The organism is Micromonospora sp. NPDC050795 (assembly GCF_044456785.1).
Taxonomy (GTDB): domain Bacteria; phylum Actinomycetota; class Actinomycetes; order Mycobacteriales; family Micromonosporaceae; genus Micromonospora.
In genome coordinates, this window is record NZ_JBITGE010000004.1 from 74,870 (window position 1) to 94,428 (window position 19,559).

General features: G+C 66.8%; 20 protein-coding genes and 1 tRNA gene. 9 read left to right on the forward strand and 12 right to left on the reverse strand.

Annotation, left to right across the window (positions count from 1 at the left end; translation table 11 throughout):
* Nucleotides 1-136: 136 nt before the first annotated feature.
* The 4 genes from ACIBEF_RS05335 to ACIBEF_RS05350 all read left to right on the forward strand — a co-directional run bounded on the left by ACIBEF_RS05335 (nt 137) and on the right by ACIBEF_RS05350 (nt 2,971).
* Complete coding sequence (locus ACIBEF_RS05335; protein ID WP_396791393.1) at nt 137-982, forward strand: hypothetical protein; 846 nt, start codon at nt 137-139, stop codon at nt 980-982.
* A gap of 81 nt (nt 983-1,063) precedes the next feature.
* On the forward strand, nt 1,064-1,684 hold the full coding sequence (locus tag ACIBEF_RS05340) for a dihydrofolate reductase family protein (RefSeq protein ID WP_396791394.1): 621 nt from the start codon (nt 1,064-1,066) through the stop codon (nt 1,682-1,684).
* A 16-nt stretch (nt 1,685-1,700) separates the two neighbouring features.
* The gene (locus ACIBEF_RS05345) at nt 1,701-2,153 is read left to right on the forward strand and encodes a hypothetical protein (RefSeq protein ID WP_396791396.1); all 453 of its coding nucleotides are present in this window, start codon (nt 1,701-1,703) and stop codon (nt 2,151-2,153) included.
* 113 nt (nt 2,154-2,266) lie between these two features.
* Nucleotides 2,267-2,971 carry a TMEM175 family protein gene (locus ACIBEF_RS05350; protein ID WP_396791397.1) on the forward strand — a complete coding sequence of 235 codons (705 nt, stop codon included), beginning with the start codon at nt 2,267-2,269 and terminating at the stop codon, nt 2,969-2,971.
* A 31-nt stretch (nt 2,972-3,002) separates the two neighbouring features.
* On the opposite strand, the gene ACIBEF_RS05355 is transcribed toward ACIBEF_RS05350, so the two are convergent.
* The 3 genes from ACIBEF_RS05355 to ACIBEF_RS05365 all read right to left on the reverse strand — a co-directional run bounded on the left by ACIBEF_RS05355 (nt 3,003) and on the right by ACIBEF_RS05365 (nt 4,779).
* Nucleotides 3,003-3,557: a hypothetical protein gene (locus tag ACIBEF_RS05355; protein ID WP_396791399.1), complete on the reverse strand. Its 555-nt coding sequence runs from the start codon at nt 3,555-3,557 to the stop codon at nt 3,003-3,005.
* Nucleotides 3,547-4,095 carry a hypothetical protein gene (locus ACIBEF_RS05360; protein WP_396791401.1) on the reverse strand — a complete coding sequence of 183 codons (549 nt, stop codon included), beginning with the start codon at nt 4,093-4,095 and terminating at the stop codon, nt 3,547-3,549. The genes ACIBEF_RS05355 and ACIBEF_RS05360 overlap by 11 nt, the downstream gene beginning before the upstream one ends.
* A gap of 81 nt (nt 4,096-4,176) precedes the next feature.
* Entirely contained in the window at nt 4,177-4,779 is a 603-nt protein-coding gene (locus ACIBEF_RS05365) for a hypothetical protein (protein ID WP_396791403.1), read from the reverse strand.
* Between the two features lie 47 nt (nt 4,780-4,826).
* On the opposite strand from ACIBEF_RS05365, the gene ACIBEF_RS05370 reads away from it, so the two are divergent.
* The gene (locus ACIBEF_RS05370) at nt 4,827-5,312 is read left to right on the forward strand and encodes a hypothetical protein (protein ID WP_396791405.1); all 486 of its coding nucleotides are present in this window, start codon (nt 4,827-4,829) and stop codon (nt 5,310-5,312) included.
* A gap of 54 nt (nt 5,313-5,366) precedes the next feature.
* Here ACIBEF_RS05370 and ACIBEF_RS05375 read toward each other — a convergent pair whose 3' ends face one another.
* From ACIBEF_RS05375 to ACIBEF_RS05395, 5 genes are all read right to left on the reverse strand, one after another.
* Nucleotides 5,367-6,041 (reverse strand): cytidylate kinase family protein, encoded by a 675-nt coding sequence (locus ACIBEF_RS05375; protein ID WP_396791407.1) that lies wholly within the window; start codon nt 6,039-6,041, stop codon nt 5,367-5,369.
* Between the two features lie 120 nt (nt 6,042-6,161).
* A complete protein-coding gene (locus tag ACIBEF_RS05380) occupies nt 6,162-6,563 on the reverse strand; it encodes a type II toxin-antitoxin system VapC family toxin (protein WP_396791409.1) in 402 nt (133 codons plus the stop codon).
* Nucleotides 6,560-6,814, reverse strand: coding sequence for a FitA-like ribbon-helix-helix domain-containing protein (locus ACIBEF_RS05385; protein ID WP_396791411.1), 255 nt, complete (start codon nt 6,812-6,814; stop codon nt 6,560-6,562). The genes ACIBEF_RS05380 and ACIBEF_RS05385 overlap by 4 nt, the downstream gene beginning before the upstream one ends.
* Before the next feature lie 416 nt (nt 6,815-7,230).
* A complete protein-coding gene (locus tag ACIBEF_RS05390) occupies nt 7,231-7,590 on the reverse strand; it encodes a DUF488 family protein (protein WP_396791413.1) in 360 nt (119 codons plus the stop codon).
* A 14-nt stretch (nt 7,591-7,604) separates the two neighbouring features.
* A complete protein-coding gene (locus ACIBEF_RS05395; RefSeq protein WP_396791596.1) occupies nt 7,605-7,907 on the reverse strand; it encodes a tyrosine-type recombinase/integrase in 303 nt (100 codons plus the stop codon).
* A 115-nt stretch (nt 7,908-8,022) separates the two neighbouring features.
* Between ACIBEF_RS05395 and ACIBEF_RS05400 the strand changes: the two genes are divergently transcribed.
* From ACIBEF_RS05400 to ACIBEF_RS05415, 4 genes are all read left to right on the forward strand, one after another.
* A complete protein-coding gene (locus tag ACIBEF_RS05400; protein WP_396791415.1) occupies nt 8,023-8,793 on the forward strand; it encodes a hypothetical protein in 771 nt (256 codons plus the stop codon).
* 189 nt (nt 8,794-8,982) lie between these two features.
* Nucleotides 8,983-9,375 (forward strand): hypothetical protein, encoded by a 393-nt coding sequence (locus tag ACIBEF_RS05405; RefSeq protein ID WP_396791417.1) that lies wholly within the window; start codon nt 8,983-8,985, stop codon nt 9,373-9,375.
* A complete protein-coding gene (locus ACIBEF_RS05410) occupies nt 9,372-9,683 on the forward strand; it encodes a DUF2637 domain-containing protein (RefSeq protein ID WP_396791419.1) in 312 nt (103 codons plus the stop codon). Before ACIBEF_RS05405 ends, ACIBEF_RS05410 begins: the two co-directional genes overlap by 4 nt.
* Nucleotides 9,684-10,417: 734 nt before the next feature.
* Nucleotides 10,418-11,065 carry a hypothetical protein gene (locus tag ACIBEF_RS05415; RefSeq protein ID WP_396791420.1) on the forward strand — a complete coding sequence of 216 codons (648 nt, stop codon included), beginning with the start codon at nt 10,418-10,420 and terminating at the stop codon, nt 11,063-11,065.
* Nucleotides 11,066-11,700: 635 nt separating this feature from the next.
* On the opposite strand, the gene ACIBEF_RS05420 is transcribed toward ACIBEF_RS05415, so the two are convergent.
* From ACIBEF_RS05420 to ACIBEF_RS05435, 4 genes are all read right to left on the reverse strand, one after another.
* Nucleotides 11,701-13,527, reverse strand: a complete 1,827-nt coding sequence (locus tag ACIBEF_RS05420; RefSeq protein ID WP_396791422.1) for a hypothetical protein — start codon at nt 13,525-13,527, stop codon at nt 11,701-11,703.
* Nucleotides 13,528-13,751: 224 nt separating this feature from the next.
* Entirely contained in the window at nt 13,752-14,588 is an 837-nt protein-coding gene (locus tag ACIBEF_RS05425) for a hypothetical protein (RefSeq protein ID WP_396791423.1), read from the reverse strand.
* Nucleotides 14,585-18,640 (reverse strand): AAA domain-containing protein, encoded by a 4,056-nt coding sequence (locus tag ACIBEF_RS05430; protein WP_396791425.1) that lies wholly within the window; start codon nt 18,638-18,640, stop codon nt 14,585-14,587. Before ACIBEF_RS05430 ends, ACIBEF_RS05425 begins: the two co-directional genes overlap by 4 nt.
* Before the next feature lie 775 nt (nt 18,641-19,415).
* A tRNA-Ile gene (locus ACIBEF_RS05435) sits at nt 19,416-19,492 on the reverse strand.
* Nucleotides 19,493-19,559: the final 67 nt, after the last annotated feature.

The following is a 19,559-nucleotide window of genomic DNA, read 5'->3' on the forward strand; positions in this document are numbered from 1 at the left end:
CGAGATCACCGAATCAGGCTAAATCTCCACCCCGGCATGCTCGATCCGTTCGTCGCGCACTGGACAACATCCAGGGGGCACCAGAACCGGACTCCGGGCGCTAGCCTCTAGCGCACTACGGCAGGGAGGTGCGCCGATGAGCCGTCGGCTGCGGCGCGTCGCGATGGTGCTGCTCGGCGCGGTGTTGCTGGGCACGGTCGGCCACAGCCTCGGTTCCTGGTACGGCGGTCGCGGTGTCACTCCGCCCACCGGCGACCAGGCGCAGACCGTGGCGGCGCAGCTGCTTCCCGGTGCGGTGCCGGTCGACTCGGGTCGAATCGTGCACGGCTACCGGTGGGGCGTCCATCTCGCTGCCGACGACCTGGGCTCGGGCCGGGTGTCCTTCTGGTACGACGATGGTGACGACTGTGGGCTCTCGGAGCAGCTACGGCGCAACGCCGGGAGGCAGGGGTGGCAGGGCCTTCGCCGCGTACCCGGCTACCTGTGCGACGGCTGGCGGGCTGAGCGCGACGGACTGACGTTCACGCTCAACTACTCGGAGAGCGGGACAGAGCTGACCATCGCACCGGCCGCGCCCGGCACGTTCCTCGCCAGCACTGTCGCTGGCACCCTCACCGGTGCCGCAGCCGGCGCGGCGCTGTTCGCGTGGGTGGGACGGCGGCGTCGACCCGTACCCCTGCTGGTCTGCACCCTGGTGACGGTTGGCCTCCTCCCGGGTGCCGCCCTCATCTGGATGGCCGTGGTTCAGGGCATCGTCACCGAGCCGATCTGGCCCATCTGGCCCGCTCTCGCCCCCGTGCTCGTGCCACTGTGGCTCGTGCTCCTCCTGGTCGGCGTGTACGCCTTCCCGAAACGCGAGACCGGGACCGACCCCAGCTCTCGGGTCACGGCGGTGGTGGTGAGTGTCGCGTGCGGCCTGGCCCCCGTGGTGATGGCCGCCACCCTGCTTTTCCTGTTCGCTCGAGCGCAACCCTTCCGATAGCTGCCAGAACGTCGATGCACGATCGGGATCAGGAGCGGCCGTAGGCTGATCCCTCGCCCATAAGCGTCAATGGAGAGCACAGTGACCACACGTAACGGCAAGGTGATCGTCGACCAGACCATCTCCGCCGACGGGTACTCGGCCGGGCTCAACCAGACCGAGGAACGCCCGTTCGGCGACGACGGCGGTGACGGCTGGGGCCGTGGGCTGCACGCCTGGATGTTCGACGCCGCCGAGGAGAACCAGGCCGAGCTCGACCAGAACACGCAGGCGTCGGCGGTCATCATGGGGCGCAACATGTTCGGCCCCGTGCGCGGTGCATGGGATCGGCAGTGGAACGGCTGGTGGGGTGACGACCCACCGTTCCACAAGCCGGTGTTCGTGCTCACCCATCACGAGCGCGAGCCGCAGCCGATGGCGGGCGGCACCACCTTCCACTTCGTCACCGACGGGATCGAATCGGCGCTCGCCCAGGCGCGCGCGGCGGCCGGTGACGGCGACATCCTGATCCACGGCGGCGCGACCACCATCAACCAGTACCTCGCCGCCGGCCTCGTCGACGAGGTGCGCCTGCACATGGTGCCGCTCACCCTCGGCACCGGTGTGCGGCTGTTCGACGGCGTCCCGTCGCTGAAACTCGAACAGGTGACGGCACGGGCGGCGAGCGCGGTCCTGCACGTCACCTACCGCGTGCTCTCCTGAATCGACGGAGGATGCGTTGTCCGCCATCGCGTCACTGACAGTGGTCCCCAGGGACAGCGTCGTTGAACTGGCCCGCCTGGCCCGCACATCGCCGTCGTCGTTCCACGCGTACCTGGCCGAACACGGGCGCAGGGCGCGACAGGAGTACGACTGGTCCGGCTACTGCATGCTGTACGTCCTGACCTATCTGGAGGAGCGCGGCATCGACCTGGATCCGCCGGAGTTCAACGCCGAGTCGGAAGCCATCAACAGCGCGTACGGCCTGACCACGCTCATCACTCCCGCACCAGGGTTACTGGATCAGCTAGATCCCGGCGCGCACCGCGCGGAGGAGTTGGTCGCCCACTTCGAGGAGATGGGGGTGGACTTCGAGGAGAGCGGCGCGGCCGGCCTGGACACGCTGAGGCTGCTGCGCGACAGCGTCGCCGAGCTCCGCGACGACCAGGTGTTGCTGATCAACATCGGCTGAGGCCGACTCACCCGGGCGGAAGACGGCGCTGACCCGCAGGCCGGTTTGGTTCCGGCGACGGCGGGAACCCGCGGAACCGGAAGGCTCTCGGGTGACCACCGTGGGGGAGGCTCATGCGCTGGTTTCGTGCGGCTCGCGGCGTCTCCGCCGAGGGCACAACCAGAGCCAGCAACCCGATTGGTGCGGAACGAGACCCGAAGCGGGCAGTCACCTTCAGCGACGCGGTCATTGCCATCGCCGTCACCCTGCTCGTCCTGGAGATCCAGCCGCCGAAGGACACCGAGCACCTGCTCCGCGGCCTCACCGAACTGTGGCCCTCGTACCTGGCGTACGCGATCACCTTCCTGCTGATCGGTCAGATGTGGGTGAACCACCACGTCATGTTCGACCACATCCGCTCCGCCGACCGCATGCTGCTCCTGCTCAACACCCTGCTGCTGATGGTGATCGCGTTTCTGCCGTTCGCCTCGTCCCTCCTGGCCCACGCGTTCGAGTCGGGCCACGGCCAGCGCACCGCACTCATCTTCTACGGGGCCACCTATGTTGTGGCCGCCATCCTCTTCAACGTGATCTGGGAGTACGCCAGGCAGGGCCGTCGCCTGCTGACCTCCACCACCGACGACGACACCGCACGGGCGATCAGCAGGCGCTTCCGCCCCGCACCGTTCTGGATCGTCGTCGGGACCGCACTGGGCGCTATTCATCCGGTCGTGGGCCTCGTAGTGGTCATCGCGTTCATCCCCTTCTACTGGCTGCCGATCAAAGGCGAGGTCGGCAGCATCAAGCGCACCCGCGAGCAGAGTCACGGTGACCGGTAGCCACGAACCAGCTGCCCTGTCACCCCGGCGACTAGCGGGGCCGGAGGTCGCGGGGGGTGAGCGGCCGACCCGCCGCATCCCGGACGGCGACTGACACCGAGTTCCTGCCAGCCCAGTCCGGGCCGGTTGGTGCGGCCTGCACCACGAAGCGCCTGGACCCGGCGGAGCCGTGCACCTCGAGAGGCACCAGTTCGGCGTTGCGGAAGCGGGCCTGGACATCTCCGCCGTCCGCGGCCACCTCGGCTCGGGCGGCCGCGGCGGGAAGCATGCCGAAGATGATCGGGGCGGCGGCGCCGCGGAGCGTACGGACGCTGAGTTCGTAGTTCTGCAGAACTCCGGACTCGGTGCAGGCGCGTTCCACTGTCGCGCCGTCCTGACGCAGGTAGAGACACTCGCCCCAGGTGCTTTCCCGAACCTGGACCACCGACCAGTGCACGCCGCCGGTCGTGCCTTCGGTGAGTAACCGGGGACCGGTGACGCTCGGCCGCCGCCCATCCCAGCCCTCCCAGGTGAGGCCACCGACCACGGCAAGACCACCGAACACCACCACGGCGGCCACCACGGTACGAAAACGGCTAGTAGACAAGCAGGTCACCGCCTTGCGCGTCGTGCAGCCGCAGCGACACGACCTCGACCCGGTCGCCCGCATCGGGTACGTACACGGCGTAGACCCGGTAGGCGTCGTGACCCGATGCGATGGTGGCCGCCTCGCGTGGCGTCCCGTCGCCAAGGGTGATCTGGATCGACGTGGCGGCGGCCGGCACGATGCCGTAGAGAATCGCCTCCGGCAGTCGTCTGCCCAGACGTTCCGAATGGACCTGCTCGACCCGCCCACCGGCCAGCCAGCCGTCGCCGTCAGCCACCCGGGGCCAGGCGCAGTCCTTGCCTGCCTCCCGCCAGTTGACGTACGGGTCGGAGAACGTCTCCCGCTCAAGTTTGGCGCAACGGACATCGAACGAACCGGTGACCCGGAGCCGATAGTTGTCGCCCTCGTCGAGGGTGAAGAAGGCGACGTTGCTCTTCCACCGGTCACCGATGGCGACATAGGTCCAGCCGGAGACCCCCAGCAGGACGAGAAGGACGATGAGACCCCGGCGTACGGCCCTGCGCGGTCCGGCGGTCATGCGGCGCTCCTCGGTGGGTGTGACGCACTCACGGTAACGCCGCCGCACCAGCGCCTCGGGGAGACTGGAATGCCTGCCCCGTCAGCTCGCGGTGCCCAGCCAGACCGTCACACGAATCTTCCACCCGCCGCTCATGGGCTCGACGAACTCGACGGCTGCGACATGCTGGTCGCCCTGCGTGCGAACGCAGTATCGGCTCCCTTTGACATATCTGGAGTTGCTCGTCGCGGAGCTGTTGAGCAGCGCAAGGCAGTCCTGTCGTTGTGGTGCGCCGGGCTGGGCCCACTTCGCCAGACCGGACCAGGCCGGGTAACTCGTCATCAGTGTGCCGGCGTCGTAGATGTCGATGCTGGGGTCCGGGACCGCAGCGACCTTCGGCGGGTCCGCGTCGAGGTCGACACCGTTGTTGGTGAACAGCAACTCGTACGGACCCGCGCCCGCGCCCTCCACCGCAGCGGCACGCGATGGAGTCGCCTGGGCACCGGCCGTCCCCGCCGAACTGGGCGTGGCGGTCGTCCCGGTCGACGTCTGCTGACCGCCGTCCGCGCCGAAGCCGTCGACCTGATGCACGAAGGCTGCGGCACCCACGATCGCGGTGATCAGGGCCGCGACGGCGGTGAGCATCCCGGCCATTGTCTGCCAGAACGGCTCCCGTCGACCGGAGCCGTGCTGCGGATCGGTCACGCTTCTTCCCTCCGCCACCTGGCACTCGCGCTGATCATCGCACGACCGTGCCACCCGTCGATGCCTCCGACAACGGCTTCGACATGAAGGACATCGACAGTCGTAGGATGCCCATCTTGGGATACACGGTGTGGCCGTCGGGCCGTCTGCACCTACCGGAGTCGGAAGACGCCGCCGCGGTCGCCGCCGCCAAAGCCGCCATGGCCGAACAGGCCAGTTGGTACGAACCCGATGAGTCCCCGTCGGATGACACGCTTGTCGACATAGCCTGCGAGGCCAGAGCCTCGATCATCCGCGACGGCGACTGGATCGAATTCGATCATGACGACGAGGGCGACCCCAAGTGGTCGTACCAGGCCCTTGCCTTCTACGTCGCGATCGCGCCGTTCGTTCGCTCCGGAACGGTCCACATCGAAGGCGAGGACGGCGCCCGCTGGTCCTACACCTACGCGGACGGGCAGGTCACCCAACAGGGTTGGAACGGTTGGGATGGATCCGTCGAGCCGTTTGGCCAGTACGTCGACTGTGGGTGACGTACTGGCCACCGTTCCCTCGACCGGCCTGCCCAAAGTCAGGGATGAGTGCGGTCAAGGCGTCCGCGTCTCCCAGGCCGGCCGCTGAGGCTCGTCGTTGTGCACGACGATGTCGGCGTGCTGCGTCGGCCGGGCCGTAGCGAGGTAGAGCTGCTGGGAGGGGATGTAACGCTCCCGCCAGCGCCGTTCGACGTCGGCCCGGGTCGACGCCCGGCGCTCCCGGACCACGGCGCGGTCCACTGTCTTGTCGAATGCCGTGGACACGAAGACGCGCAGCTCCCACCGGTCAACCAGTTCCGGGCGCAGCAGGAAGACGCCGTCGAAGACGAGCACGGCGTCGACCGGGGCAGTCACGACCGGCGGGGACAGCACGGCATCCGTCGCGCTGTCGTAGACCGCGGATTGGAAGCGTCGATCCCCGCCCGGCCCCAGCGGGTCGAGTAGAACCCGCTTCAGCGCGTGATAGTCGTGGGTGTCGTGGTAGCAGCCTTCAGCCGAGTACTCGCCGCGCGGATAGCGCTGCGCCCGAGGGAAGAGGAAGTCGTCGATCGTAGCGCGGATGACCTCGCGGCCCTGTGCGCGCAGGACGACGGCCAACTCGTCGGCGAGGGTGGTCTTACCGGCAGCGGGCGCTCCGTCGACGGCAACCCGCACCGGGTGGGCGACCGTGACGCAGCCAACCGCCCCAACCAGGCGGTCGAGCAGCTCGTCGCGCGTGCCGTGAACCATGTCCTGCCCATCCGCACGCGAACCGCACGGTTGATCGAGCAGCAAGGTCCTCAACTCCCGTCGATCTAGGCGCCGAACGCGAGCTGCAGCACTCCCACCGTTGATTGGTGGCAGCCGCCGTCAGAACGGTGCGAGCAGTCGGATCTCGCAGCGGACCCCGTTGGCCTTGGCGAGCCGACCATCACCGGTCACAAGCGGACAGGCCATCAACTCCGCTGCCGCGACATACGCTGCGTCGTGGGCCGTGACATTGCTCCGCAACTGCCACATCCGGTCGAGCAATAGCAAGACGTCAACCTCGTCGATAACCAGTGAAGGCAGAGTGTCGACCGCCTCTTGAGCGCGGGCAGGGCTGAGTTTGCCACCGAGGGCCTTGCCTCTGATCACTGACATGACTTCCACCAGAAGATGTCCTGGTGCCGCCCAGTGCGGATCTGCGGTCAGTTCCGCTCGCGCCGCGTCGCCTACCGGCCCGTCGTCGACCAGAGCATCAGCCAGGACCGAGGCGTCCACGACAATCATGCGGCACTACCCCACGGCCCTCGCTGCTCTCTCTGGTCTGTCAGCTCCGCAGCGCTCTCCCCCGGGAGGGATCGAGTGCCATCAGAACGGCCGGCGAAGCGATCAAGGGTCGCCGTATTGCGCAGACGTCGAGCCTGCGTCTCCACCAGCTCCAGCAGGTACGCCTGGAGCGACTGCCCACGTTCCTTGGCTTGGGCAGCCAAGGCGTCTCGTACCTCTTCCGGCACGTCCCGAATTTGGATAGCAACCATGCATCGGGAAGGTCGCTGCGAGGTATGGGGTGTTCCCGCGACGAGCCCCGAGCGCCGCCAGCTCACCGGCATCATGGCGGAGGTCGCGCGCTCCCTGGATCTGCGCGCCCACAAGGACTTGAGATTGCGGACCGCCTCGACCGGGCGGCGGACGCCGACTACTGGCCTACGTTGGGTCGCCTTCCAGCGTCCACGCCGTGAGCCGCGTTTCCCAGCTCCCGGGATGGGCGGTCTGAGTTCCGTCGCCGTGCTCGATCCTGAGTCCGCTTGACTCGCTGCGGTAGCGCTCGCCTGCCTGGATGAAAGCCGGGGGCCGCAGAACGAGCCAGTAGCAACCGCCGCACCTCAGCTCCTCCACAAGCAGCATGCGTTTCGCGCGCTGCCAATCGCTCCAGCGTTCATCTTCTGCCATGCGATCAGTAGAGCACTCGGGATGCCTCACTACTGCCAGCCGCCGCCGACCCACCGTCCAGTGACGGGGCTTGCCCGCAAGATGCCGCCCTGCGGGTTAGCAGAAGAGCTGCTCCTTCAAGGTTGCCGGCGAACCCAGGGCGGCTCTCCCTCGGGTTAGCAAGCTCCCGGCGATGCTCGTAAACGATGCCGTGCGGGGCGAGTGCCTGGCAGAGGGCCGACTTGCTGAAGCCACGCTTACGAGAGATAGGCGTCATCCGGACATCGACTAGGCGCGTGACGCCCATGTCCGCGAGACCGGTCACGAACTCATCGATCGAGCGGCCCTCGTAGCCGACACCCAGGATACCGGCCCGGTAACTCACAGCTAAAGTGACGCTTATCGGAACGCCCTTTCATGGGTCGTCTGCCAAGACCAGGTCCTTAACCGACCAGCCACGGTACGTACGTCCACACCGGCCGCGATTAGCTCCGTGGCTGAGTAGTGCCGCAGGGCGTGCAGGTTTGTGGTGACGCCGAGCCGAGCGGCCATCCGGCTGAACCGCTGGGTGGCCGTGTCCGGCACCAACGGCGTGCCACCTTCTGGGTCCGGCGAAAAGACATAGCCGTCACTCGGCAGCGAGATCTTGATGGCCCTCGCTCGAAGCGATCGGCTCAGGGCCCGTCCGCGACCGGAGGTCAGCCTTGCTCGGCGTTGCTAACGTCGGGGCGACGTCCGGAGGGGCAAACGGGAGGACGACGCGGTGGCCAGCAGCGGAAGTGCAGCGGCCTTGCCGAGTCGGCGTGCTCGCGCGCCGATGGTCGTGATCGGCAGCGTCGTCGCGTTGGCCGCCCTCATCGCGCCGGGGTACCTGCTGGGTACCGATCCGCGGTTCGCGCACGGAGAGGTCATCCTCGTGGCGCTGGCTTCGGGAGCCCTTCTGGTGCTGTCCTGGCTCGTCCGCCTCATGCAGTGGTGGGGTGCCGCTCGTGCTCCCGCGAGGCGCGTCATGGTGACCGCGCATCTGGCGCAGTCGCCGCAGCCGGGAAGTGCGGGGCGGGTCACCGCTGCGGCGGGCGCCGTGAGCGCCGCCGGCGGGATCGACACCAGTCCCAAGGGATACGCCGTCTGGCTGACGGTGAGCGGCCGGGACGGCGGGGACGGCCGTGTCCTGCACCAACGCGTCGTCTGGGAACCGTGGTTGCGCGAGCTGACCAGGCCGCGTCAGGCCACGGTCCGGCACGGGTCCGGCGTCAGCGTGGTCGACGTGGTCGGGTACGGACGGCTCTGGCCGGCGAGTTTCACGCTGCGCCGTCGTCCCTACGGAGTCAGACTCATTCCGTTCCGCAAGGCCCGGAGGCTGCCGAAGGGGAACAGCCTCTCGTACGGCCGTCTGGCCTACCTTTTTCTCCTGTTCGTCCTGCCCTGCCTGCCCGGCGCCGTCACCCAGGGTATGTGGGCGCTGCTCGGGTGGTGGGTGGCGTACGTCGTCGCCTCGATGGCCGCCGTCGGAGCCTGGTTCGGCATCATCCCGCCCGGCGTGCTTCCGGGAGCAGCCCGTCGGGGCCGCGCCCCGGCGACCTCGTGACCACGGACGCGATCGAGCCGACAGGCGGCGACCTCGGCCAGCTCCGTGAAGCGCTGCTCGGCAGCATCGCCCCTCCACAGGAAAACGGCTGGTGGGCCGGAGGTACCACCATGGGAACCACACCGCCACGATCACCGGTGATCCGCTACCGCTGACTTTGCCCAGCTCACGGGTGCCGGGCGGTGCCCGATGACCCCGACTCGACCGGTCCAATCGCCGGTGCGGTTCGCCGATGCCGAAGAGATCAACCCGTTCCAACTCCTTCTCGATCTTCATGAGCATGCCGTCGCTCGGACGCCGGGATCCGGACGCGATAACGTCCTGGCGGAGCTGGCGTTGTCCGCTGCGGTGGTATCCCGGTGGACTCGCTGGCAACCCTCAATGATCTACACCGCGCTGCGGGTGGGCGCGGACCTGACGGACGTCGCGAGAGCGACCGGTCTCGACGCGGGCGAAGCCGTCGACCGGTGGCGGCGATGGGTCGATGTCCAAACGCGGCTGGACATCGGCGGATGTCCGCCCGTGGACCCCGTCGAGGTCTGTGCCATCGAGCGACGGCTTGGGCCGAGGGTGGTTCGATGACGCCGACCCGGCTTGCCCGAGACGTGAGTACGGTGGCGGTGGCCGGGATTGCTGCTTGGTCGTCGTGGAGTCACATGGTCGCCGTGGCGTTGAGGTTCGGTGAGCGTCCCGAGGTCGCCTACGTGCTCCCGCTGTCGGTCGACGGGATGCTCGTCGTCGCGTCGGCGGCTATGGTCGAGGACAAACGCGCTGGCCGGACGGTGCGGTGGTCGGCTCGGGTCGCGTTCGTAGTCGGGGTGGCGGCGAGCGTGGGGGCGAACATCGCGGCCGCAGCACCGAGCCCTGGGGCACGAATTGTCGCTGCGTAGCCGGCGATCGCTCTGCTGCTGGTCGTGGAGATGCTGACCAGATCGCAACCGGTCTCAGGTGACAGCTGCGGCGGGACGAGGGCTGCTTACCCGCAGAAAGAGCCGCTGGCCTCCGGCGCCGCGCCCGCGCCATCGAAGTCGCGCCTAACGGACCTCTTGCCCCCGGTCGGGAACGCGCAGGCTGGTGCCGTCGGCGGTTCGGCGACTCGTCAGGTGCCAGGATCTGCGCCCCGGCGGACTGAACGACGGAAGCGAACGGCCGAGCGCGGGCAGCGAACGGTAGATGTTGTCGCCCGGCTACGCGCCGAGCGCCCCCAGGCCAGCCTGCCGGCGTTAGCGTCGGCTGCGGGGGTATCCGAACGTCATGTCCGACGCCTCGTTGTTGCAGCCAAGGCCGGGGAGGCGGAAGACGAAGCAGATCGTCCTTGACTAGTGGGGACCGTTGCCTCAGTCGCTAGGGGCCCGGCCTACGACCTGCCCGATCAACCAATAGTCCAGCGCGTCCAACTACTTCAGCCCGACCGGCTGGGCTTCCTCAACCGCCTCCAAAACCGGCTGGGCTTCCTCAACCGCCTCCAAAAGACGATGACGTCGTTCATCAAGTGCTACTTCCATGATCGGGAGTTACACGTTGACCGTACAGACCCTCTCCTGGTGATCGCCGATTGTCGACACGGAACCGTAGGATCGCGCGGCAGCCGAATCACTCGCGATCCGTGAGACCGGGGAGAACCGTGCCCATCATCAACGTTCCGCTCGACGTGCCGGATGACATCTTCGCGGGTATTACGGCCGGTGAACTGACCAGGTACGGCGGTGTGGTGCGGAACCATGCGGGTGCCATCTTGGTGCACCTGAAGGACGGGCTACGTTCGGCGGAGACGCAGCGAGCGGTCTCGAAGGGTGCCGCGACAGTTCGGAAAAGCTCCAAGGTCATCGCTGTCGGGCTGGGCGTCGCAGCGGTGGCGGCGGTCGGAGTCGCGGTGTTGGCGGCTGCAACGAGAGTGAAGAGGCAGGGCAGTCCCCAGGGTGCCGAGCTGGAGATGCCGATCTGCATCCAGAGGTTCACCGTCTCGCTGCGTGCGTACTTGGACGCGGCTCGCGACGGACGCCTCGGCGAGAAGGACGTCGAACGCCTGGTTTCGGATCTGGATGCGGTCGAACCGGAATCCGATAGTGGCAGAATCGCCATTGATTTCTCAATCGGCCAATGGAAGGCGCTCGTTCAACTGGTGGCCGATTACACGAGGAGACTCGCCGAAGCGAATCGGGTCGAGACGAGCGATCTTCGAGAGCTGGCCCACCCGACTGACGGCGATGTTGTCTTGGGCCTACGTCGCCACCTCGAACTTCAAAAGCAAATCTTCAAGAATGCCGCATAGCCAACAGCGCGAAATTGACTACCGCGTCAGGCAACTCGAGCGGGCAGACCGGGATGGGTATGCAGCCGCTCTCCGCGACGCGACACGACACTGCGGTGGCGGGATAAATCGTTATTACGATGCAGCCTGCCAATTATACGAAACTGCAGGTAGGCGGCAGGAAGTCCACCGCTGTTAACAATGGCGACTTGGGGCTCTACCGACGCTTACCCAGACCGACCGGGCCGGCGTTCGGCACATAGCCATCGCGAGCCATCCTCTCACGGCGCCAAATCTCATCACGGCGCCGCCTCTCAAGCCGCTGGTGCCGCTTCTGCTCACACTCCGAGCACACTGTAAGCGCGCCGCGCAGTTTGGAGCCAGACACAAGGGTGGCATCCGAGATGTCCACGCCGCAGACTGCAGACATGGACAGCTTATTAAGCCTGTGCGCGACGGGCGGCGACCCTCCGTTCCTATCCGAGCTGGGTACCGAAGGAGGCATGATAGCCCAATCCATCTGAGCAATGTACACGTCAACGTCCCGCTGAGCGATCCTACAAACGGTTGTAGACGGGTCCGAGCATGGTGCGTTTCGGGCATCGTGATAGGCGGACGTGGCTGCCGTTGCTGCTGCTCTGGCCCCATCCATTGGGTCAATTGGTCTGCCCGGTCGGTAGGTGCCGGCCGATGTAGCCGACATAGATTCGCGCGCTCTGCGCCGTATCATCGTAATAGTGCACGCGGGGGCTGATCATCGCGAACTGAACGATCTTAAAATGCGCCCCCATGAAGGTCTCGCCCGCCGCAATGACGGAGGCCGGGACGGGTAGCACCCGCTTCCTCCAGAACGCCGGGTTGGTTCGGACCTCCTCGCTCTCGTCACGGGCGTGTCGTCGCGTCGGCCACTCGTGGCAGCCATCCGGAGTGTTCTCCAGGAAGCCGTGCACGTCCCGATCCCAGCGTCCGTCTGCCTTCGCCGCTGCATAGTCCTGTAGCACCAACAACGCGTCCCAGGTCTTCGAAGCCCAGGCGCCCAGGGGGTCGTTGCTGTCGAGTTCCTCAGCGCAGTCAGGATCGCCCGTGAACACGACGTGCTCGAGTCTTGGCAGCCAACGGAGCAACTCGCCGAAGCTGTCCGGCCGGGAGACGTCCGCTTCCGATGGCTGCGCCGTCCAGGCCACCTCTGCTTGCCCCGTAGAGGCGAGCCGGTGGCGTAGCCTCCGTTCAGTCTCCGCAGATCGGGTCAGGCGGTCGACCGCGTCCCGGTTCTCGATCTGCTCATCATCCAGCTGCCATTTGACGTCGTGATACGCCTTCCGTGTCTCATCGAGTTCGGCCTGAAGCTGCGCGAATCGGGATGCGACGTCTTTCTGCGCCTCCTGCGATGACCGACCGACCTCGATCAGACGCACGATCTCGTCGATCCGGTCGACGGTCAGGTCATCGACCCCTAACTTGATCTTCAGGTAGTCGAGCAACATGCCTTGCTGCACGCTGGCGTCATCTCGCCGGCGATCACTCTCTCGCCTCTCGACGTCCGCTGCCTGGGGTTGCGACGGCACGAGCGAGGGCCGCTTCGAGCTGACGTCGCCGAGCCGGTGCACCAACATTTCGTCGGCGATACGTTCCAGCATCCGGTGTACCCGCGCCACCGATGCGGGTAGTGGCTGTTCGAGAGCCTGCAGTTGGGCGTTGGAGGCGAGGACCCGCGCGAGCCGGGGCTGTTCGTTGTCGTCGGCGATCCGTTCGGCGCTCAGCACCCGATGCCGCAGCCCGTCGACGACGGAGTCGGGTTGCACCTGGGAGCGAAAGGTACGAAGTCGGCCGGGCATTACGGCGTGGGCTTGGCCGAGCCGGTCATTGAGCAACTGTGTGGCCTCCCCGTCCAGCACGTAGCACGAGGCCATGCCGATGGTGAACCGGGTCAGGTTGGCAATCCGGTTAGTCCACGGGACTGAAGGCAGCGAGTCGTCGTTGCCCGCGACGAAGACGACACCTCGTCGCTCGGTGTCGATGAGGGCGCGATGGACGTCGTCGACTTCGTCGCCCCGGATGACGATTGGTCGCGTCGTCAGACGTGCGGCACCGTCCCAGGAATCGATGATCTCGAGCATGGGGGCGAGAAAGCGGGGGGTGCCTGCAAGGCGGGGGCGACCGCGTGGGTCCTCGCTGTCGGGGTCGGGGGATTCGATGTCGATCCAGGCCCACGCCGCCCGCTCCCGTGCGTTGGGCGAATGAACGGTCAGCTGAATGATCCACTGTCCGTCCGGCTTCGTTTCGACGATCCTTACGCGCGTTGACGTCGAGCCATCCTGCCCCTCGTGCTGCAGTAGGAGGGCCCTGACGTTGTCGCCGATGGTCGCCCACCGATTTTCATGAAGCGCAGACGGATCCCAGCCTTTGGGGCCCGCGATCCAACGGTCGAGTTGTTCCCGTACCAGGGGCTGCAGATGGTTCCGTTCGCGGCGGGTCGTGAACACAGACCTGAAACCGAGCATTTGCACCGTCCCGAGGGGTTACAGGCGAGGGGGCTGCGCCGAACGCGTCGCCGCACTCGCTCGATGCGGCCCCGCTGGCCTCCGCCTGCCACTGCAGCACCTGGTATTGGTTCGGAAGCTGGAGTAGCCGCGGCGATCTCGAGGTCGCCATCTGGACAAGGTGAGGTCAATCCGCTTGCTTGTTGGTCACCGAGATGAGCCGTTGATCATGGTGCAGATTCCAGGTCATTGAGGAGCGCGTGCACAGGCGCCCAGCACATGCGCACCGTGTCCAGGTCGGGCACGAGCCCGTAGTCGATCTGGTGGCGGGGGTGGACGAAGTTGCGGTAGTCCCGGACCTTCTCCATGAAGTCCTTGGCGTCGGTCTGAACCCACTTCTGTTGGTGCGCGTACTCGAGGAGCAGGTGAAGGCCCGCTCGTTCGGCCGGAACCCGTCGGCCGTTCCGGCCGACCAGGCCGTTCCTTCGCACGGTTTCGTTGCGGTCAGTCACCACGACGTGCAGCAGTCCTTCGACGAAGCTGCCGATGCCGATGATCGCCAGCGCGTAGGCCCCGTTGTTCTGGCAGATGGATGCTTCGTCGGCGCGCGCCATGAGGATGTCGACTGCCTTGCCGTTCCCGGCTAGTCGTCGTACCCGCTCGTGGAGGTCCGGCGGCGGCCCATAGAGAGGAACGTCGCTGGTCTGGCTGAGCTGACCGAGTACGGGGCGCCCGCCGACGTAGGTGATGGTGAGCTGCTCCGGCGCCAGGATCCGGTTCAGCTCTTGCGCGATCGGTTCGGCGGCCTCGATGCCGCCGTCGTACTCCAGCGGATCGCCGATGCGACAGAGCAGCCGGTCGAGGGCGGCGGCGTCATCGGCATGGCAATTGAGTACTTCAGTCAGCCAGGGGATCCGCGGAGAGCCGTCGTACTGCGGATCGCCAGGCCACCGGACCCGGTGCAGGAACCGCTCGACCTGCGTACCGGTCCGCTCGTAGGGGCCATCGACGTCGCAGATCAGGCGGGCGACGCGTTCCAAAGTGAGCGGGTCGAGGACAATCATCGGGACACCTGTCGGTCGGCGCGCTGCTGCGCGATGTCGAGTGCTTCGGTCAGGCGCTGGACGATGATTGAGCCCCGCTTGCGGAAGCCAAGTTCGCTCATGACCTCTTGGAGACGCTCATCCCGATCACGCTGGAGCTGGTCGCTCACCAGCCAGGTGCAGATCTGCACCAGCTGTTCCCGCGTGTAGTCGGTGATCCGCAGACCGATCGGCACGTCGGGGCGGGGGCCACGGCGAGTCGCTGGCGGCGACTGTGGCTGAGCGGGCCGGCGGGCCGGCGGTACGGGGTGGCTCCTCGCGGCGTGGTTGGCACGGTCGACCGCCTGCCTCCAGTGGGCGATGAGTCGGTCTGTCTGGCCTGCCGGGTTGACGTACCAGTCGGTCGACCAGATGCGGTGGAACTCCCACCCCAGGCGCTCGAGGTGCTGCTGGCGTAGCCGGTCCCGGTCCCGGGCGCTGTGTGCCCGGTGGTACGAGTGACCGTCGGTCTCCACAGCGAGGACCATGCGGCCGGGCTGGTCTGGGTGGGCGAGGGCCAGGTCGATGCGGTAGCCGGAGACGCCCCACTGCGGCACGGCGTTGATGCCCTGCTGCTGGAGAGCCTTCAGGACGCTGCGTTCGAGGCCGTTGAGCTCGACCCCGGTGTGCTGTCGCGCGCCCAGGTCGCCGCCGAGGTCGACGAACTCCAGGTAGCGGCGGAGCAGTTCGGGTCCGCGGTTCCGTGTTGCCGCGGTCTGGTTCGGGTCCATGTCGTGGTGGGAGAATGCGCTCACCACGGTCATCCGACTCCGCGCTCGGGTGACCGCAACGTTGAGGCGCCGCTCACCGCCCTCCTGGTTGAGCGGTCCGAAGCGCAGCGGAAGTCGACCGTCTCTGGTCTTGGCGTAGCCGATACTCAGGATGATGGCGTCCCGCTCGTCGCCCTGGACGTTCTCCAGGCTCTTGATGAAGAACCGCTGGCTCGCGGCCCGCTCCTGGGAGAAGAAGTCGTCGAGGCGCTCATCTCGGCGTCGGCTACGCAGGGTTGCCTCGATCCGCAGGGCGTGCTTCTGCCCCATCGTGATGACGCCGAGGCTCTCGGTCGGTCGCTGCTCGGCGTGCTCGAGAATCAGCTCGACCGCCCGGTTGACCTCCTCCGTTGATGAACCGCTCTGCCCGGGGGCGACACGGCCATCCACCGTCTCCAGGCGCAGCGGGCTATCGACCTGCACGCCAGGGAACGTGACGAGGGATCGGTTGTAGATCTCGACGTTCGAGAACGCAATCAGGCGCTCGTCTCGGCTTCGGTAGTGCCAGGTCAAGCGGTAGCGGTCCGAGATAAGGCCACCGAGGACGTCAAGAACGGACTCGTAGTCCTCGAGGCTCTCGTCGCCGAGATCATCGTCTTCGCCAGCCGGGCTCTGCTGAACGAGGCGCCGGAAGAACGGCGTGGGTGGGAGTTGCTTCGGGTCGCCGGCCACGACGAGCTGGGTGCCCCGCATGATCGAGGCGACCGCGTCGTGCGGCTCGATTTGGCTCGCCTCGTCAAAGATCACCACGTCGAACGACCGCTCGGCCGGCAGGATGCGGCTGACCACCAGTGGTGACATGGCCCAGCACGGGAAGGCGGCGAGGAGCACCTCCGGTGCGCTGCTGAGCAGCTTCCGAAGAGAGAGGTGCCGGCTCTTCTTGGCCGCCTCCCGCCGGACGAGGCCGTTCTGGTCGGGATGGGCGTCTCGGGCCTTCCGCAGGTTCACTGCCACGTTGCGGCGCACGTGCCGAGCGGCCATCTCGATGTGCCGGCTGTCCGCAGCGCGGAAGTCATGGACCACCGTGGCGTGCTGCTGCCCGACGAACTGACCGAGGTACGAGACCCGCATGCGCATCTCGTCGAGGACCACCTGCAACCAGGAGCGCAACAGAGTGTCGGCTGCCTCGTCGCTCGAGACCTGCCGGGCGGCCAGGTCGTTGAGCACGTGGCTCAGCCCCAACGAGCGGAACATCTGCTGCTGTTTGTTCAGGTCGGGCATCAGGAACAGCGTCGCGCGGTCGGCGTTCAACTCGGCGAGCGTGTTGGCCGCGGTGGTGGTGGTTCCACGCTCAAGGCCGTCGATCCGGGCACATGCCGCCACCGCAGCGAGGTGGTTACGCACCTGGGTGAAGGACGACATGCACAGGTCGGCGCCCGCCAGAGCAGTGGGTGCGCTGTCCTGACGGCTGAGCTTCCGCCACCGCTCACGCTGGTCAGCGGCAGCGATCAGGCCCTGATAAATCTCGGATCGCTTCCGGGGAGCGGCCGGACAAGTCCGCCGCAGCTCGCGGCGCAGTTGGAACCGGCGGAAGATCCCGAGCGGCTCCGGCCGGCGCGGCCGGGATCGGCCTGGCGCTGTCGCGTAAAGGAAGTCGTCCAGATCCGGGCCGAAGACCTGCTCGCCGTAGCTGGCGATGGTGCGGTCGACCTCGCTGAGCAGGTCGAACAGGCCCCTCCAAGCAGCGAGGTCGTCCGGTACGTCCAGCCCCGCCCGGTCGACCAAGTCCCGGATCTGGCGCTGTGCGCCCTGCAGGGCACCGGCCGCGAGTTCGTCGAGATGCACCAGCACCTTGCCGACATCGTCTGGGGTGCGGATGGCAGCCTTCGCCCATGGCGACTCCCCGCGCCAAATCCTCAGGCCGCCACAGTCCACGAACGTCCGAAGGTCCTCCCTCGCGGACTCGAGCCTCGATCGGTCGAGGTTCCGCAGCTCGGATGCGCGCAAGTTGTAGCCGCTGACATCGAGAGTCGGAAGCGCGAGGAGCTGCTCAATAACCTGAAAAGCGCTCATCCCCCAGGGTTGCCGAACCTCGTGCAGCTCGGCCGGGTGCCGTTTCGCCGCGGCCCGGCGGCCGTGCAGGCGGCGATGCAACTCGTCGGTGTCGACGGGTGGTTCGGCACCGGCTTGGGTGAGGACGTTGGCGATGCGCTGGGCGACCTGCCGCTTGCTGATCTTGCGGTCGTGCAGGTCGAACACGAGATTGTCGAGCCCGACGTCGCCAAGGCGGTTCATTACCGCTTCGATCGCGGCCCGCTTCTCGGAGACGAACAGCACGCTGCGGCCCATCGCGGCCATGTACGCGATGATGTTCGCGATCGTCTGACTCTTGCCCGTGCCGGGTGGACCCTCGATGACCACGTGCCGACCGGACAGCACCGCGTCGATCGCCGATTGCTGAGAGGAGTCCGCGTCGTGGACCAGGAACTCCTTGGCCGGATCGATCCGATCGGCGCTGGAGCTGGACCCCTGAGCTTGTTCAGTGCGCAGCTGTTGCCGAGCGTCGCGGTCGCCCGCCATCGCGCCGATGACCAGATGTGATGCGAGCAGCTCGGCCGAGTTACGCAGGTCCTCGACCATGGGGAGCTTGTCGAAGCTGAAGACGCCGGCAACCACTGCGGGGTCGAGCCGGAGAGACAGGCCGCTGGGAGCGACTGCCTCGGCGATCAGCTGGTAGGCGGCGCTCAACTGCTGGTCCGGTTCAGCGATCTCGGACAACATCGCGCTCAGCTTCTCGCCCAGGGCGCTGATGTCCGCCTCCACGCCGTACTGCCGCTCCAGCGCGTACAGGAGGACGGGATTGATCTCAGGTGACTCTGCCAGCTCCAGCGTGAAGTCATTCTCGGTCGCCGTCCTGCTGTCCAGCGCAAGCTGCTGCAGGATCAGCGGCGCCCGCAGCGGTTGCATCGGCACGGACCCGCGGGTGTACGGACCGACCATGCAGAGTAGGCCGCGGGTCACCCAACCGGCCTGGATGCCCTGCTCCTCCTCCAGCTCGACCAGCTTCCGACGGAGGCTGCGGGCAGTGTTGCAGGCGGTGTTGTGCCGGTCCTGGTCTGGGAACAGCGCCCGTAGGCGAACCTTCTGTCCTCGGAGCAGGTCGGCGACCACGCCGGGAGCCGCGTCAGTGAGATCGAGGGTGGTGGTCTGTCGCTCCTTGAAGTAGAGCAGCGTGTTGCGCGGGCCGAAGTCGATCAGTTGGTCTGCCCACCGGCCGGCGGCCTGTTGGACGAGGTGGAGTACATCCGGTTGGGTCAACAGCATCTCGTCTCCAAGTCAGTCGACGTACACCAGTGCTGATCCGCCGGGCCGGCCGCCCGAGTCAAAGCCCTCCAGGATAGGGCTCAGATGAGCTCGGCCCATCCATCGGATTTCCGACAGCCGCGTCATGGGGAAGACGCCAGATAGTTACATTGCTGCTCTTTCGGGGGCAGACGGCTGAATGAAGAACATTCGCGCTAAGTGGACGGAGCTTTCTGCCGGGAATCTGCCTGCGCGCATGGTGTCGTAACCACGCAGCCTGCAGCCTGGCCAGTACAGGAACGGCTGCAGCTAGCAGGCGGCATGAGAGTGACCTGGTCGATGTTTGCTGCTGGAACAAGCAGGGTCAGGAGCCTTGTCGGCTTCTAGACAAGCGTTCTGGTGGCTCGGCTCTCCGAATCGCACGAAAGTACTTCCGGTCAAACCAGACAGTCTGCAAGCCACCTCAGCATGGTTAACTCGGCCACCAGATGGCCGATACCTCGAGTTACTCGGCCTATCTGTGCTGATATTGAAGCCGTCCGACTCGAGCGTCGGTTGTTCGACGCCAGCAAGGAGGACGGGGGAAGGAACCGTCGAATCTCGACGACGGTCAGCATGATGATCTCCACATGCGCGCCTGGACATGTACGCGGACCTGTTCGAGGACGACCTAAACCAGTTGGCGGACCGCCTTGACCGGGCGGCGGGTCGTGCTGCTGCGGACTGAGGGCGTCGGTCCGGACTCCGACGCAATCCGTCCGGGTCATCGACAGCGTGGCTGATCAGGGAAAGCGGCTGGTGGGGCGGGCGGGGCTCGAACCCGCGACCGAGGGATTATGAGTCCCCTGCTCTAACCGGCTGAGCTACCGCCCCGAAACACCGCGCCGGATCTTATCCCGCTCGGCGATCAGCAGCCAGCATCGAGCCGGCCGGTGCCCAC

Bases quoted from the DNA above. Each gene is read 5' to 3' on its own strand.
- ACIBEF_RS05335 (WP_396791393.1), top strand. From the start codon at position 137: ATGAGCCGTCGGCTGCGGCGCGTCGCGATGGTGCTGCTCGGCGCGGTG.
- ACIBEF_RS05350 (WP_396791397.1), top strand. From the start codon at position 2,267: ATGCGCTGGTTTCGTGCGGCTCGCGGCGTCTCCGCCGAGGGCACAACC.
- ACIBEF_RS05360 (WP_396791401.1), bottom strand. From the start codon at position 4,095: ATGACCGCCGGACCGCGCAGGGCCGTACGCCGGGGTCTCATCGTCCTT.
- ACIBEF_RS05375 (WP_396791407.1), bottom strand. From the start codon at position 6,041: ATGGTTCACGGCACGCGCGACGAGCTGCTCGACCGCCTGGTTGGGGCG.
- ACIBEF_RS05380 (WP_396791409.1), bottom strand. From the start codon at position 6,563: ATGATTGTCGTGGACGCCTCGGTCCTGGCTGATGCTCTGGTCGACGAC.
- ACIBEF_RS05385 (WP_396791411.1), bottom strand. From the start codon at position 6,814: ATGGTTGCTATCCAAATTCGGGACGTGCCGGAAGAGGTACGAGACGCC.
- ACIBEF_RS05400 (WP_396791415.1), top strand. From the start codon at position 8,023: ATGGTCGTGATCGGCAGCGTCGTCGCGTTGGCCGCCCTCATCGCGCCG.
- ACIBEF_RS05405 (WP_396791417.1), top strand. From the start codon at position 8,983: ATGACCCCGACTCGACCGGTCCAATCGCCGGTGCGGTTCGCCGATGCC.
- ACIBEF_RS05410 (WP_396791419.1), top strand. From the start codon at position 9,372: ATGACGCCGACCCGGCTTGCCCGAGACGTGAGTACGGTGGCGGTGGCC.
- ACIBEF_RS05425 (WP_396791423.1), bottom strand. From the start codon at position 14,588: ATGATTGTCCTCGACCCGCTCACTTTGGAACGCGTCGCCCGCCTGATC.
- ACIBEF_RS05430 (WP_396791425.1), bottom strand. From the start codon at position 18,640: ATGCTGTTGACCCAACCGGATGTACTCCACCTCGTCCAACAGGCCGCC.